The sequence below is a fragment of the Bacillus sp. HMF5848 genome (assembly GCF_003944835.1).
GTDB lineage: Bacteria > Bacillota > Bacilli > Bacillales > HMF5848 > HMF5848.
Window position 1 is genome coordinate 337,657 of the sequence record NZ_RWIV01000001.1, and the last position, 15,822, is coordinate 353,478.

The following is a 15,822-nucleotide window of genomic DNA, read 5'->3' on the forward strand; positions in this document are numbered from 1 at the left end:
GCTATGAGAAGAGAAGATGATTTTTCATATAAAATACAAGCCATTAGAAATATTTTAAAGGAAAAAGGCTTCGATGGCATTGAAATAAAAACGCAAGCTAATTTCAGCTATGTCACACGAGGAAGAGGCTTTATCGGTCTTGCATCAGTAGTGGCATGTGGAAGTCTCTTTATAACTCGTGACCGGATTTGCTTAGTGAGTGAAAATATTGAAATCAATCGACTCTATAACGAGCAGCTGGACTCAAATCCAGCTGTAGAAGCTATTGCATTTCCGTGGGATGAACCACAACAGAGAGATGTAGTTGTCAAGCAGATTACCGAAGGGTTAAACATGGCAACAGAAGCTGAGTTAGAAAGAGAACTTTTTAAATTACGAACAGTTATGACTCCTTACGATCGTGAGGAGTATAAAAAGCTTAGTTATGAGACTGCCATTCTTATTGAAGATATTTGTAAGAACTTAAGGAAGGGTATCAGTGAATACGAGCTTGCAGGAGAGATTTCTAATAAGCTTTGGAGTCATAATATTGAGCCTATTACTATTTTAATAGCTTTTGATGAAAGAGCGTTAAAACATAGACATCCAGTTATGGCAGGCAATCGCTTAGAAAATTATGCTCTTGTAGGAATCTGCGGTAGAAGAAACGGATTAATTGTTTCACTGTCTCGTGATGTCCTTCTCACGAATGATGAAGAAATGGTACAAAAACATGCCAAATGTGCGATGGTCAATGCAGCATTTTTAAGTGCTCTTAAAGTAGGTAATTCACTTGAGAATGTTTTCAAGAGAGGTGTATCAGAGTACGATGCGCAGGGTTATCCTCTTGAATATAAAGAACATCATCAAGGTGGTTTAACTGGTTTTATTCCGAGAGAAATACGAGCAAATATGGGTTGTACACATTTAGTGAAAAAGGATGAAGCATATGCTTTTAATCCAACTATTCAAGGTTCTAAATGTGAAGATACAGTACTAGTAACGGAAAACGGAATTGAAGAAATGACATATACCGGAAACTACGCTTATATAACTTGTGACATCGACGGAGAAAGTTTTGTGATGCCAACGGTATATGTAGTAAAAAAATAAGAGGTGTAAACATGGATAAAATGGGCTTTAACTTTCATATGCCTACAAAATTAGTGTTTGAAGATGGTGCGGCAGACAGTCTCAGTAAGCATGTTAAGGGGACCAGCCTGCTAATGATGTGTGATCCTTTTCTTTATAAGATTGGTACGGCACAAAAAGTAGCCGAAGCAACGAACATCGAGAAAGTCGTATATTTTAATGAGATTGAGCCAAATCCTTCTTGTCAAACAGTAGATAAGGCAGCTGCAATGGCAAGAGAACATAATGTAGATGTAGTTATTGGCCTTGGTGGCGGGAGTGCTATGGATGCCTCTAAAATGGTTACTTGTCTTATAGATAACGAGGGAAGTATTTTTGACTACTACAGCACAGGAAATAAAGAGCTTAAGCCTAGAAAAGCGCAATTGATTTGTATTCCAACAACTGCAGGTACAGGCAGTGAAGTGACAAATATAGGTGTTTACACGAATAAAGAGACAGGTATTAAGATGCCGTTTGCTTCACCATATTTCTGGCCAGATATCGCTCTTATTGATCCGATGTTAACGCATACGATGCCAATGCACATAACGGCTTCGACAGGTATGGATGCTTTCACGCATGCTATTGAAGCTTACTGGAGTGTCAATTCGAATCCTATTTCAGATGCCTTGTCAGTGTCCGTTATCAAGACGATTCTTGAGAATATTGAAACGGCATGCAAAGAACCAACAAATATTGAAGCACGCAAAAACATGGCCTTTGCTAGTGTGACGGCAGGTATATCTTTTAGCCAGACAAAAACGACCGGCATTCATGCGGTAAGCTTTCCGTTGACTACAGACTTTGGTGCAAGTCATGGTTTAGCATGCAGCATAACGCTACCTGCGTTCATTAAGCTTGCGTACACGGGACGTAAGGAAAAAATGGATGCTCTATTCACGATGATAGGATATGAATCTCTTGAATCTTTTGTTGGTCGAGTAGAGGAAATTATGAAAAATATTGAAATACCAACGAGATTAAGTGCCTTGAATGTTAAAGAAAGCGATCTTGATAGAATTGTAGAAATTTCGATGAAAGCACCACTCATTCATTTCACACCTGTCAAGATGGATGAAGACGTACTATATGATTTATTAAAATCAATACTGTGAGGTGACAACATGAATAGATATGAATATTTAAATGATACAGCAATAGATATTAGAAAGTTAACAATTGAAAGTATCGGAAAACTCGGAGTCGGTCATATCGGCGGCTCCCTCTCAATTGTTGATCTTTTATCTGTCTTATATTTTGATGTAATGAATGTTAACCCTACCAATCCTAAAGATGAAAATCGTGACAGATTTGTCCTTTCAAAAGGTCATGGTGGTCCAGCTCTTTATGCAACATTGGCCCTGAAGGGTTACTTTGAAAAAGAGATGTTGGATACACTAAACCGCCCGAATACAAATTTGCCAAGCCATTGTGACAAAAATCTAACCCCAGGGATAGACATGACAACAGGCTCTCTTGGACAAGGGTTTTCATGTGCGATTGGTATTGCAATGGGTGCCAAAATGATGAAGAAGGATTTTTGGACGTATGTTTGTATCGGTGACGGTGAATCTCAAGAAGGTCAAATATGGGAAGGTGCTATGTTTGCAGGTTCTCAGAAACTAGGTAAATTGATTGCCTTTACGGATTACAACAAAATGCAAATTGATGGCACGATTGAGGAAGTGAATGGGCTCTATCCGTTACATGACAAATGGCAATCATTTGGTTGGCATGTACAGGTTGTTGACGGTCATAACGTGAAAGCTTTAAGAGATGCCATTATGTTAGCGCAAAATATCACCGGCAGACCTTCGATGATTATTATGGATACTGTTAAAGGTAAGGGCGCTGGCTTTTGCGAGGGTAAAGTGTCTTCACATAATATGCCGATTACAGAAGATATATGGAAGCAGGCGGTTAAAGAACTGGATGAAATGAAGGTGACATCATGAAATTAACTGGACGATGGATGCGAGAAATATTCACAGAATTATTGATTGAGCAAGCAAAACAAGATGAAAGAATTTGTTATTTAGATGCTGACCTTATGCTAGCGAGTGGCACAGGTCCCTTTAAAGAGATGTTCCCTGAAAGAACAATCAACATGGGGGTAGCAGAGGCTAACATGATTGGTGTGGCTGCTGGTATATCGACTTTAGGGATGATACCGTTCACTCACACATTTACACCTTTTGCAACGAGACGGTGCAACGATCAGGTTACTTTATCTGTTAGTTATGCTAAAAACAATGTGAAAATGGTCGGTAGTGATCCGGGTATTACGGCTATGCTTAACGGTGGTACTCATATGAGTATGGAGGATGTTGCTATCATGAGAAACATTCCTGGTATGTGTATCGTTGAGCCTATTGACGGGGTGCAGTTGGCAGAGCTTTTCCCGCAAATCGTTAATCATGATGGACCTGTTTATATTCGCTTGCTAAGAAGAGAAGCGCCGGTTGTGTATGAAGCAGGTGAGACTTTTGAACTCGGTAAAGCAAAATCAATAAAGTCAGGACATGATGTTACCATTATTGCTGCCGGAATTATGGTTAGTGAAGCTGTCAAGGCTGAAAAAATACTTGCTGAGGAAGGCATTGATGCAAGTGTAATAGATATGCATACTATTAAACCATTAGATACGGATACAATTTTACTAGAGGCCGAGAAAACAGGCGCTGTAGTGACAGCTGAAAATCACTCTGTTATAAATGGGCTTGGTAGTGCTGTTGCAGAATTTCTTTCCCAAAACTATCCTGTTCCGATGAAAATGGTCGGTGTCAAAGACCATTTTGGTGAAGTAGGTATGCAAGACTTTTTAGCTGAGAAATACGGTCTTACTGCAGAAGAAATTGTAAAAAGTTGCAAGGAAGTCTTAAAGATGAAGGAGAAGCGAAATGAAAAAAGTCTTAATCGGATCAGATAAATCAGGGTTCTTTTTAAAGGAATTTGTCAAAAGTGATTTAGTTGCTAAAGGGTATGACGTAACAGATTGTGGAACTCTTGATCCCAATGCCCCTATGCCTTTCTATGAAGTCGCACCTATAGCCGCTAAGAAGATACAGGATCAAGAATTTGAAAAGGCGATTCTATGTTGTGGTACGGGAATGGGTATGGCTATCGTCTCTAACAAGTTTGAAGGTGTTCATGCTGCAGTTGTTGAAAGTGTGTATGCAGCTGAGAAATGTAGAGCTATTAATGATGCCAATGTATTAACTATGGGTGGTTGGATTGTTGCCGAAACGTTAGGAGCAGAAATTGCAAATAAATTTTTAGAAACTGAATTCACCCAAGGTCTTGAGGAATGGCGCCAAGTATTCTTGAAAAAAGCAAGAGATGAAGTGAAGGAGATTGAGCAAGCTAGTTTTCGAAGCTCTACACCTAGCTAGGCATTGGAGGTAATAACATGGAACGAAAGGTATCAAAACTTGGATTACTAACAATGTCGATAGGAGGTATGGTTGGTTGGGGTGCATTTATGCAACCGGGATTAAAATTCTTGCCACAGGCTGGCGTTCTAAATACAGTGATCGCCATGTTTATTGGTCTGATTATGGTATCCACCATTGCCTCCTGCTATGGTATCATTCTCAACAAGTCTCCGAATTCTACAGGAGGCGAATACTCCTACAGCAAGCTAGCCTTTAACCGAAAACACTCGTTTGTTGTAGGGTGGTTTCTTTTAATAGTTTTTATTGGTATTGCGGCGCTAAATGCAACGTCCTTTGCTTTAATTTTTAAAAATGTTCTTTTCCCGGACACTAATTTTATTACGCTATACACCATCGCTGGGTCACCGGTTACGTTAGGAGAAGCGTTGATAAGCGTGGCAGTCGTGCTTGTATTCAGTTGGTTTATGATAAAGGGTGTAAATGCCGTTATAAAGGTTCAAAATGTTGTAACAATAGCACTTATTATCATTGTAGTTTCAATATTTTTCCTAGCACTAAACAAAATAGATTTTGCTAACTCGCCTTTAATTACCTATTCAAATCCAGCAACTATTAATCTTAGCGGGATTATTGCGATTCTGGTTATTACACCTTGGGCCTACTACGGCGTTTCTAGTATTCCTAAAGTGGCCAGTGATGCAAAGTTACCATATAAACAAGTCATTTCTATAACAGTGTTGTCACTTGTCTGTGGTTTCTTTATCTATAGTATGCTCCTTGTGCTAACTGCTTCAATGTTCTCTCAGAATGATTTAGTTGGTTATACTGGTTGGGCTACAGGTGCTGCGATTAAGAGCTTGTTTGGAAATGCAGGATTAATGTTTATAACTGCCGGTTTAGCCTTTGCGATATTCTCCGGTGTCAATAGCTTTTACATGGGAGCAGCAAGGGTTATGTCTAGTATGAGTGAAGATGGACTGCTTTCGAAGAAATTTTCTTTGAAGCATAAAAAGTACGGAACTCCTTATCAATCAATTTTATTTATTTTATTCATTATAATGGCTGCGCCATTTTTCGGAAGACAGGTCTTAGCGTGGATTGTTGATATGGCTGCTTTGGGAGGCGCAATCGTGTTCTTCTATACTGCTCTTACCGCCTACAGAATAAGCAGTGGTATCGAGAGAATCGTTGGAGCTTTTGCTACCGTGTTTAGCAGTATATTTATCTTGTTACTTGTTATTCCTGGCTCACCAGGTTTCCTATCTATACAGTCTATTATTGCACTGGTGCTTTGGTCTGCGTTGGGAGTTGTATTTTTTTTACTTGATAAGAACAACGAAAAAAAACAAAAGACAACTTTAAATAAACATGTAAGTTAAACAATTTATTACTAAAGATGACATCATACGAAATGTATTGGAGGAAATATAACATTATGAGAAGAGCATTTATTAGTCCAAGTAAATATGTACAAGGGGAAGATGAACTTTACAACCTCGGTTACTTTGTTAAATCTTTCGGAGAAACAGCCCTATTAATTGCACACCCGGATGATGTACAGCGTGTCAAAGTTCAACTAGATGCAACAGCGGAGCGTTTTGGAATTCAGTTTGTTGAGAGCGGATTTAGAGGTGAATGCTCGAGGGATGAGATTGAAAGATTACAAGCATTCGCAACTGAAAACGGGTGTGATTGTACAATTGGACTTGGTGGCGGAAAAGCTATCGATACAGCTAAATGCGTAGCACAAGGAAATGCACTTATTATTGTTCCTACTATTGTGGCAACTGACGCGCCAACTAGCCACTCTGCTGTTATTTACACAGAGGAAGGTGCTTTTGAAGATTACGCTTACTTCAAACAGAACCCAGACGTTGTTTTAGTGGATACAACAGTTATTGCCAAGGCACCAGTACGTTTCTTAGTAGCTGGTATGGGTGATGCATTATCTACATACTTTGAAGCACGCGCAACTTCTGCTTCTTATTCAAATGTCAACGCAGGGTTACCAAGTGGATACAGAGAAGGACATTGTTCGGCAGCAATAGGAACAAATGCCGCTTTGGCGCTTGCAAAGCTTTGCTACGAAACGCTGTTGAAGGACGGCGAAAAAGCTAAAATAGCTTGTGAACAGAATCAAATCACTACAGCGTTAGAAAACATAATTGAAGCCAATACTCTACTATCTGGTTTAGGTTTTGAAAGTGGGGGCTTAGCTGGTGCGCATGCGATTCATAATGGGTTAACGATTCTTGAACCTACACATCACTACTACCATGGGGAAAAAGTTGCATTTGGTACATTAGCACAGCTTGTTTTAGAAAATGCACCGGATGAAACTTTACATGAAGTGATGGATTTCTGCTTAAAGATAGGACTTCCAATCTCCCTAGCAGACATTGGAGTGGAAAGTATTACTGACGAGGAATTAACAAAAGTTGCCGAGATTGCATGCATCCCAGAAGAGTCAATCCATTCTATGCCTTTCCCGATATCTGTAGCTGCTGTAGCTGCTGCTATTAAAGTAGCGGATCAGTTAGGTCGCAGTTATAAGAAGAAGATGGAGGCTTAGGAATGAAAAAAATTATGAACAAGCCGGAGTCTGTCGTGACAGAAATGTGTAGCGGTATCGCTTTGGCACATCCAGAACTTCAATTTCTACCAAAATATAAAATTATAAAAAAGAAAAACATTAATTCAGATAAAGTCACATTAATTAGTGGTGGTGGAAGTGGACATGAACCGGCACATGCCGGTTTTGTCGGAAAAGGAATGCTTGATGCTGCGGTTTGTGGTGATGTTTTCGCCTCACCATCTCAAATCCAAGTGTATCAAGCGATTAAAGAAACAAAAAGCGATAAAGGGACTCTTCTCATTATTAAAAACTATAGCGGTGATGTCATGAACTTCAAAAATGCCGCTCATTTAGCTCAAGAGGATATGATTGAAGTAGATTATATCAAGGTTGAGGATGATATTGCAGTACAGGATAGTCTATACACTGTTGGTAGAAGAGGTGTCGCAGGGACGGTGTTTGTCCACAAAGTGGCTGGTGCCGCAGCAGAAAGAGAGTATTCTCTTAATGAAGTGAAACGGTTAGCGCAAAAGGCTGCTGATAACGTAAGAAGTATTGGTTTTGCTTTGACATCTTGTACTGTTCCGGCTAAAGGAACTCCGACATTTGCAATCGAAGACGGTGAAATGGAATATGGCGTTGGTATCCATGGTGAACCAGGTATAAAAAGAGAAGAGGTCTGTACGGCCGATGAACTTGCAGATCGTATGGTTAAATCGTTATTGAAGGATTTGAAAATAGAAGACGCCAACGACGAAAGAATTGCTGTCCTTATTAACGGATTCGGCGGCACACCGTTACAGGAATTATATTTGTTGAATCATGCTGTCATGAAGACTTTGGCACAAACAACGTTACGAGTAGGCAAAGTTATGGTAGGCAACTATATGACAAGCATTGATATGGCAGGTGCTTCTGTCTCGATTATGAAGCTGGATCACGAGTTAGAAGAGCTTCTTGCTGATGAAGTTGATACACCGGCATTGAAAATGAGCGGTAATCAAGAAGTGGATTTTTCCATCATTACGGAAGATTTACAACTAAACAAAGATGAACTAGCTGGGTCAACAGTTATAGAGGATAATCAATTCTCCCAGAATGTAGTCACACTCGAAAATATGATGTTTCTCGTTAAAAAGATGGGAGAAATCATTATCGAAAATGAAGTTCCTTTCTGTGATCTTGATTCACATGCGGGTGACGGTGACTTCGGCATGAGTGTAGCAAAAGGATTTAGAAAGCTAGATGCAGAATGGGACGACATTCGTTCAGAAAAATCACACGATATCGGTAGTTTCCTTGAGGCGTGTTCTATGGTCATTATGGAGCATTGTGGTGGCGCGTCCGGTCCGATTTGGGGATCAGCTTTTAGAGCTGCGGGTAAATATGCAGCAGATAAACGAACAATTGGAATTACAGAAATGGCAGAAATGTTAGATGCGGCAGTGAAGGGAATTCAAACAACTGGAGAACGTTCCTTTGGTAGAGGGGCTGATATAGGAGACAAAACATTAATGGATGCCTTTATACCTTGTAGCCGTTCATGGGCAGAGTCCGCACAAAACGGAGACACGCTGCAACATGCATTCAAGCTTGGGGCTCAAGAAGCAGTTGAGGGTGCAAAACGTACCGAACAGATTGTTGCTAGAATGGGACGTGCTGGAACAGTAGGAGAACGTAGCTTAGGCTATCCAGATGCAGGTGCTCATGCACTTGGGGTCATCTTTACAGGGCTTAATGAAGCGATTGTCTGGAAGTAATACGGATTCGTTATAATAATTGTTATTGTAGATACAAACAACGCGAGAGAAAGACTAAGACCCCTTGCCTATATATGTGAAGGGGTCTTGTCTTGCGCCGAAATTTTACGTATTAAAAATGCCAGTAGAGTTTTACACTGAGGAATAGATTTTCCTATAATAGGGCCTAATCCAAAGGCGATTAGTACAGTACCTATGCCAACTGGCCCTCCTAAAGCCCAACCAAGCAGGAATACAACGATTTCAATGGCATTACGTACAGACTGAATGCTCCATCCTGTTTTTTCAACAATAACTAACATAATACTATCCCTTGGTCCTGCCCCAAAATCAGCTGAAACATAAAGACCAATCCCGTACCCAAGTATAATGACACCCAGTACAAATAAAGTCATAGCCGCCAACATGCTATCGGTGTTTGGCAAAAGCCAATTAAAGAAATCAATAAACAATCCTAGTAGCAGCATATTTAAAAAAGCCCCTATTTTCGGAAGTGACTTTGTTATGATGAATGAAATAAAGAGCAATATAAAACCGACAATAATTGACCAAGATCCAATTGATAAACCTAATTGTAAAAACAGTCCGTAATGAAATACATCCCAAGGTCCGATGCCAAGTATCCTTCCTTTAATGGTTAAAGCAATACCAAATGCTAAAACGAGTAAACCGAACAGAAAAAAAGACCAGCGTAATATAGATTCCTTTTTCATACCTGCTCCTTCAATGAATAAGATTGTAGATTACTATAATAATATAACATTTCCTGCAATAAAAACCTACTTTATCTATTGTGAAAAAAAAAAAACGCAACTTAAAACAGGTTTGTGTTTTATCAGGAATTCCCTACGGTTATATTCCTTCCATTGTATAAGCAGGAATAAAATATGCTCAACCTTCAAAATCTAACAATTATAAATAACTTTTAGAATGGAGGCGTATGACTTGAAGCACTTTTTTTATTTGCTAGCGGTTGTACTAATGTTGAGTGTAGTCCCTGTACCAGCGGAGGCCGGTGAGTCAAGCTTAGCCGAGGCCCCAATATTCATAGACGGCAAGCCATATAATTCAAAATTCATTATGATAGAGGGTCATCTTCTCGTCCCAGCATTATTTTTTAAAAAGACAGGTGCGCAAGTAGATTGGGATAATCAGTACAGATCCGTTGTTTTAAAGGCGCGTGATACCATGTTTGCGTTACCAATTGGAAAAAGATATTCTGATGATTTTAACCGTGCTACTGGAACGTGGGAGCGTGGTAAACTTGCAGCGGTACCGATAGAATTAGCAGGAGAGCCTTTCATTCCGTTAGTCGAGACGGCGAAAAAGCTAGGGATGGATGTAAAGTACGACAGAATAATCGATAGGACATTTATTACTACGCATATAGAATACAAGCCAAATGAGATTACTGTAGCTAATACGTCGGAGAAGTATGTGGCGTTAACGTTTGATGATGGGCCCGACGATTTTTATACGCCTAGAATTCTTTCCATTTTAAAAGAAAAAGGTGTTCCAGCGACTTTCTTTGTAATAGGAAGGAATGTATCTAGGTACCCAAACATAACAAAACAGATGGTCAGCGAAGGACATAGTGTCGCAAACCACACGTGGAGTCATCCAGATTTAAGATACACTTGGTCTGCTGATGTGAAAAAAGAGATACTCGATACACAAGATATAATATTTAAAACAATTGGACGTAAATCTGATTTGTTCCGCCCACCATATGGCTTTTATACAAAAGCAGACCTTGCCATATTAAGTGAGATTGGGATGCGTAACATTAAGTGGTCTGTTGATACGTTGGATTGGAGCGGGTTAACAGCAGATATGATATTAGATATTGTTAGGCGTGATATAACACCTGGTGGCATTATTTTGCAGCATAATAACTCTGCTAACAGAAATTTAGAAGGAACCATAGAGGCGCTACCAATCATCATTGATGAACTGAAAAAACAAGGATATATGTTTGTAACACTGCAAACACTACTGGATAGGCAAAAGTAATAAAAATAGACGCTTAGAAAAACATTTCTCTGAGTGTTTGTCACAGACTTTTTAAAAATATTACAATAAACAATGGATGTTGGTGTGGCATGTTTTATTATAAATATTTCGTTTTTAGTGCGATTCCTGTTGATGAATTAATACAAGCAGAACAGAAATTTTACGAATTCATTACAGCGTTTTGGAATGAGTATAATTATTTAACGCCACAATGGTGGTTGTTAGTGTTTCTTAGTGTGATTTCCCCATTTGTTTGGTACTGGTTAATTGATAAAAAAAGAGTCATTGAAATAACATGTTTTGGCCTGTTTTACGGTGTAGCGGCAATCATTCTTGATTCTATAGGGAGTAGTTTTCTCGTTTGGGCATACCCGGTCCGCCTAACTCCTCATCTGTTTCCGCAGTTGTATCCATATGATGTAGGTATTGTCATTATCCCGTATATGCTTGTTTATCAAAGGTGGGGGGGGACGTTAAAAAGGTTCTTCATTCCGGCAGGACTTATGGCTGCTTTTCTCGCGTTTATAGCGGAACCATTTATGGAATGGTTGGGCATCTATAAGGAAATTACATGGAAGAATATATATTCATTCCCTATTTATTGGCTGCTTGGTATAATTTGTTGGGCTATCATTCACTACTTTAAAAAGTTAGAGCGACGATAAAACGAGTCGTTCATTTACTCTACGGTTTTCAGTCCCGTTAGATGAAGTATAGGTCTCTCTCAAGTGCTAGGCCGACAGTTATATGTCGGCCAGTCATCTAGACAAAATCTTTTTATCTTAAAAGTATCTTAATTTTTTTCAGCCCGTTTTTAACATTTGGGTAGCGAACAGGTATATCGAATAAAGTAGTTTGTTTAAGAATACTTTTTTTATGAGAAAAGGCATCAAAGCTACCTTTTCCGTGATATGATCCTATCCCGCTGGTCTTCACACCACCAAAAGGTAAATATGGTGAGGCGAAGTGAAAGACAGTGTCGTTTATACAGCCACCACCAAACGGTAGAGTATTTACTATATCTTGCTGAAGTGCTAGGCTTTCAGAAAAAATATAGAGTGCAAGAGGATGTGGTTGCTTACGGATGCCTTCAATCACTTCTGATATGTTTGTGTATTCTATAACTGGCAAAATAGGACCGAATATTTCATCTTGCATAACAGAATCGGCCCATGAAATATCCGTTAGTATGGTGGGCTCAATCATGTTTGTTGCTTGATCTGTCTTACCACCAGCATAGACCTTCCCGTTATTTAAAAAACCACTCAGTCTTTTAAAATGGTTTTCATTTACTATACGTGTGAAGCTCTCATTTTTTAATGGATTATCTCCATATAGCTCTCGAGTTGCCTTGGCAAGATGTTTTAAAAAAGTCTCTTTTATATTTTTATGAACGTACAGATAATCGGGAGCAATACATGTTTGCCCCGCATTGATATATTTCCCCCAAGCAATTCTTTTAGCAGCAAGCTCTATTTTCGCATCATCATGAACGATGCACGGACTTTTTCCGCCTAATTCTAATGTAATAGGGGTTAGTTTTTTGGCAGCGGCCTCCATTATTATTTTTCCAACAGGCACACTACCTGTGAAGAAAATATAATCAACGTCCTCCTGGAGAAGAGCTGTACTCGTTTCGACGCCACCTTTGACAACAGACACATGCTCCTCCGGAAAAGTACTTTGTATAATTTTTTCTATTGCATTAGCTGTATGTGGTGTTAGCTCCGATGGCTTGATGATGGCACAGTTGCCTGCGGCTATAGCACCGATTAACGGAGCAAGTGCTAGCTGAAAAGGATAATTCCACGGTGAGATGATAAGTGCTACACCATAAGGTTCAGCGTAAATGTAACTTTTAGAACCGATGTGAGTCAGTGGTGTTTTAACTTTCTTCGGTTTTGTCCATAACCGTAAATGATCCATTATGAAGCTTATTTCTTTTAAAACAACACCAATTTCCGTAGAGTATGCTTCAAATTCGGATTTATTTAAATCTGATTGTAATGCGTGTAAAAGCTCTTTTTCATGGGATTGTATGGCAGATTTGAGAGTGCGGAGTGCGTTTAATCGAAATGGAAGATTTTTTGTTTGGTTTGTTAAGAAAAATGCTTTTTGTTTTGCGATAAGTTTGTTATAAGTTTCCATAATACCCTCCCTTGCAGATTGGAATTTTTGTTAAGTAATCTTAATTTGTTTATTAGTATCATGTTTATGCTTTTTATAAAATGTAACGATAGCGGGTATCACATCCTTGAAATCTGGACATGAAATACCAGAACCTTCAAGATCTTTTTGTGATTGTGAGCAATCATATTCAGCCATACACGTAAAATAATCCATCGCTTCTCTTTCAACCCGCACCCATTTTCTAAATGCAGGAATCGAAAGGGCCCACTTTGACAATGAGAGTGGAATCATACCTTTTGGCTCTTTACCAAGAAATTCTTTCATAAGCATTCGATACACGTCTTGTACGTTATATGGATTTGGATCGGTCAGCTGATACGTTTTACCAATACCAACCTCCGCATGACTAAGATAAATTGTTGCATTAAAAATGTAATCTATCGGTACAAAATTACCATCTGCCTTGCCGTTTCCAAGGTAAGGAATAATCGGCAAAAATTGAAGCTTGTCAAAGAAATTCAAGATAAAATACGGACCATCAAATTTTATAGTTTCACCTGTTTGAGAATGTCCGACTACAATGCCTGGTCTAATTATGGTCAATGGTACTTTGTCAACAATGCTTTGCACTAAAACCTCAGCTTCGTACTTTGTTCGTTCATAATGATTTTTAAAGCTTTGATTCATATCTAGCTCTGTTTCGAGAATACGTCCTTCTCGCGTACCTGCTACATAGGACGTGCTAAAATATACATAACGCTGCAAGTTAGATAACAATAATACCCAATCATTCACATGCTTTGTGCCATTCACGTTCACATTATTAGCAATTTTCTCTGGTACAGCAAGGTCATATATCGCTGCTAAGTGAAATACATGGGTAACAGAATGTGTTAACGTGCTACTTATTTCAGGCTTAATATCTAAATCTGGTTTGGTGATGTCCCCTAACACAATGGTAAAGGCTTCTATGTCAATATTCTCTTCATCTGCAATGCTCCTAATAGAAGCATTAGCTTTTTCCAACATAGAAGGTAAAACAAGAAGATAGATTCGGTCAATGGCGTAATGATCATGAATGATTTGCTTAATTAATGATGTTGCAATAAAACCAGGAAATCCAGTGAAAAAATAAGTATTCCCCAACGTAACGCCCCCTAAGTGTAATTTTTGCTCTCTTTCTACTAATAGAAAAAAGTGTTAACACTAATAATAACAGAATTTTCTAATTATTTAAAAGTAAATGTTTCCAAACTTTTACAATATATTTATTCACCTTCCCCTAAAAAAATAATATATGTTTGGACAATAGTTGAAAAAACACTTTTGCGGATATATCAAATGTTTTGGTTGCATGTTGTTCAATAGATTCAGCAGCTCTTAAACAGAACAGAAGTGTTCCCCATCGTGATAAAAATTAAGTCGTGCTCAGTGCATACGCAGACTCGAGGAAGGGAAAAAACCTTTGGGCTTCAACTACTAGTAGCTGAGTAAACTGCAAATATTAACAAGCAGAAAAAAGAGTAGAGAACATGCCTTAATTGGGCATTAAATATCTTAATAAAACTTTACAAGTTTGCAACAGTATGAAGGTGTACATATGATAAAATAGACGGAAGGATTTTATAATAAGGAGTAATAATATATGTCATTAAAATCACTTTGGGAAATTTTACTTGTCTCTCTTAGACTTGGTTTTACATCGTTTGGGGGACCAGTTGCGCATTTAGGGTATTTTCATGAAGAATACGTAAGAAGAAGAAAATGGCTTGATGAAAAGAGCTACGCTGACTTAGTAGCATTATGTCAGTTTTTACCTGGCCCAGCGTCAAGTCAGGTTGGAATTGGAATTGGTGTCGCTAGAGCGGGTGCAATCGGAGGTTTTGTCGCTTTTCTAGGTTTTACAATGCCGTCTGTCATAGCTCTTATTGCGTTTGCTTTATTACTTACTAATGTGAATGTAGCAGATGCCGGATGGATACATGGGTTGAAAATTGTAGCTGTAGCTGTTGTCGCACATGCCATTCTTGGTATGGGACAAAAGCTTGCACCAGATTTAAAACGAAAAGCGATCGTGTTGTTTGCTATTGCTACTACTCTTGTATGGCAAACGGCTTTTACACAAATAGCTATTATTGTGGTTGCTGCTCTTATGGGTTTTATTCTATTCAAACAAGAAGAGACAGAGCTGAGAAGTTCAATCAATATAAACATTTCGCGAACGTTTGCCACGATGTGTTTATTATTATTTTTTGCATTATTATTTGTATTACCGATAGTAAAAGGAACATCACAGTGGCTTACTATGTTTGATAGCTTTTATCGATCTGGTGCTTTAGTGTTTGGGGGCGGTCATGTAGTGCTACCACTATTAGAACGTGAGTTTGTTCCTACTGGTCTTTTATCAAAAGAAGCTTTCTTAGCTGGGTATGGTGCTGCACAGGCTGTACCAGGTCCTTTGTTCACATTTGCCGCGTATTTAGGAGCAGTGATGGCAGGCTGGCAAGGTGGACTTATTGCAACAGCTGCTATTTTTTTACCAGCCTTTCTTCTCGTTTTTGGTACATTACCGTTTTGGGCTGCATTACGTCGCAATACGAAGGTTCGTGGCGCTTTAGTAGGGGTCAACGCTGCAGTTGTTGGTATTTTAATTGCAGCTTTTTACAATCCGATCTGGATAAGCTCCATTTTTAGGCCGATAGACTTTGCCTTTGCCGCTGTGTTATTTAGCTTACTAATTCATTGGAAGCTACCTCCGTGGATCATCGTAGTTATAGGTGCTATTGGGGGACAACTGTTAATACTCATACCGTAGTTGTTCATATGTCTTTCTTGC

At 38.9% G+C, this 15,822-nt stretch carries 14 protein-coding genes; 11 read left to right on the plus strand and 3 right to left on the minus strand.

Annotated features, from left to right (window positions below):
• Window positions 1-3: 3 nt before the first annotated feature.
• The 8 genes from EJF36_RS01720 to dhaK are packed head-to-tail and all read left to right on the plus strand — an operon-like array spanning window position 4 to window position 8,843.
• Entirely contained in the window at window positions 4-1,092 is a 1,089-nt protein-coding gene (locus EJF36_RS01720; RefSeq protein ID WP_125904719.1) for a M24 family metallopeptidase, read from the plus strand.
• Window positions 1,093-1,103: 11 nt separating this feature from the next.
• A complete protein-coding gene (locus EJF36_RS01725) occupies window positions 1,104-2,228 on the plus strand; it encodes an iron-containing alcohol dehydrogenase (RefSeq protein ID WP_125904720.1) in 1,125 nt (374 codons plus the stop codon).
• Between the two features lie 9 nt (window positions 2,229-2,237).
• Window positions 2,238-3,068: a transketolase gene (locus tag EJF36_RS01730; RefSeq protein WP_125904721.1), complete on the plus strand. Its 831-nt coding sequence runs from the start codon at window positions 2,238-2,240 to the stop codon at window positions 3,066-3,068.
• Window positions 3,065-4,042, plus strand: coding sequence for a transketolase family protein (locus EJF36_RS01735; RefSeq protein WP_125904722.1), 978 nt, complete (start codon window positions 3,065-3,067; stop codon window positions 4,040-4,042). The genes EJF36_RS01730 and EJF36_RS01735 overlap by 4 nt, the downstream gene beginning before the upstream one ends.
• On the plus strand, window positions 4,014-4,505 hold the full coding sequence (locus tag EJF36_RS01740; RefSeq protein WP_125904723.1) for an RpiB/LacA/LacB family sugar-phosphate isomerase: 492 nt from the start codon (window positions 4,014-4,016) through the stop codon (window positions 4,503-4,505). Before EJF36_RS01735 ends, EJF36_RS01740 begins: the two co-directional genes overlap by 29 nt.
• A gap of 17 nt (window positions 4,506-4,522) precedes the next feature.
• Window positions 4,523-5,887, plus strand: coding sequence for an APC family permease (locus tag EJF36_RS01745; protein ID WP_125904724.1), 1,365 nt, complete (start codon window positions 4,523-4,525; stop codon window positions 5,885-5,887).
• A gap of 56 nt (window positions 5,888-5,943) precedes the next feature.
• Window positions 5,944-7,080, plus strand: a complete 1,137-nt coding sequence (locus tag EJF36_RS01750) for a glycerol dehydrogenase (protein ID WP_125904725.1) — start codon at window positions 5,944-5,946, stop codon at window positions 7,078-7,080.
• A 2-nt stretch (window positions 7,081-7,082) separates the two neighbouring features.
• Window positions 7,083-8,843, plus strand: a complete 1,761-nt coding sequence (gene dhaK / locus EJF36_RS01755; protein ID WP_125904726.1) for a dihydroxyacetone kinase subunit DhaK — start codon at window positions 7,083-7,085, stop codon at window positions 8,841-8,843.
• 68 nt (window positions 8,844-8,911) lie between these two features.
• On the opposite strand, the gene EJF36_RS01760 is transcribed toward dhaK, so the two are convergent.
• The gene (locus EJF36_RS01760; RefSeq protein WP_125904727.1) at window positions 8,912-9,556 is read right to left on the minus strand and encodes a YczE/YyaS/YitT family protein; all 645 of its coding nucleotides are present in this window, start codon (window positions 9,554-9,556) and stop codon (window positions 8,912-8,914) included.
• Window positions 9,557-9,788: 232 nt separating this feature from the next.
• On the opposite strand from EJF36_RS01760, the gene EJF36_RS01765 reads away from it, so the two are divergent.
• Complete coding sequence (locus EJF36_RS01765; RefSeq protein WP_260471801.1) at window positions 9,789-10,856, plus strand: polysaccharide deacetylase family protein; 1,068 nt, start codon at window positions 9,789-9,791, stop codon at window positions 10,854-10,856.
• Between the two features lie 89 nt (window positions 10,857-10,945).
• Window positions 10,946-11,521, plus strand: coding sequence for a CBO0543 family protein (locus EJF36_RS01770; protein WP_125904729.1), 576 nt, complete (start codon window positions 10,946-10,948; stop codon window positions 11,519-11,521).
• Window positions 11,522-11,633: 112 nt separating this feature from the next.
• Here the strand turns inward: EJF36_RS01770 and EJF36_RS01775 are convergent, their stop codons facing one another.
• Together EJF36_RS01775 and EJF36_RS01780 are read right to left on the minus strand one after the other, a co-directional pair.
• Window positions 11,634-13,004, minus strand: a complete 1,371-nt coding sequence (locus EJF36_RS01775; protein ID WP_125904730.1) for an aldehyde dehydrogenase — start codon at window positions 13,002-13,004, stop codon at window positions 11,634-11,636.
• 30 nt (window positions 13,005-13,034) lie between these two features.
• Window positions 13,035-14,132 (minus strand): SDR family oxidoreductase, encoded by a 1,098-nt coding sequence (locus tag EJF36_RS01780; protein ID WP_125904731.1) that lies wholly within the window; start codon window positions 14,130-14,132, stop codon window positions 13,035-13,037.
• Window positions 14,133-14,631: 499 nt separating this feature from the next.
• Between EJF36_RS01780 and chrA the strand changes: the two genes are divergently transcribed.
• Window positions 14,632-15,801 carry a chromate efflux transporter gene (gene chrA / locus EJF36_RS01785; RefSeq protein ID WP_125904732.1) on the plus strand — a complete coding sequence of 390 codons (1,170 nt, stop codon included), beginning with the start codon at window positions 14,632-14,634 and terminating at the stop codon, window positions 15,799-15,801.
• The last annotated feature ends 21 nt before the right edge of the window (window positions 15,802-15,822 follow it).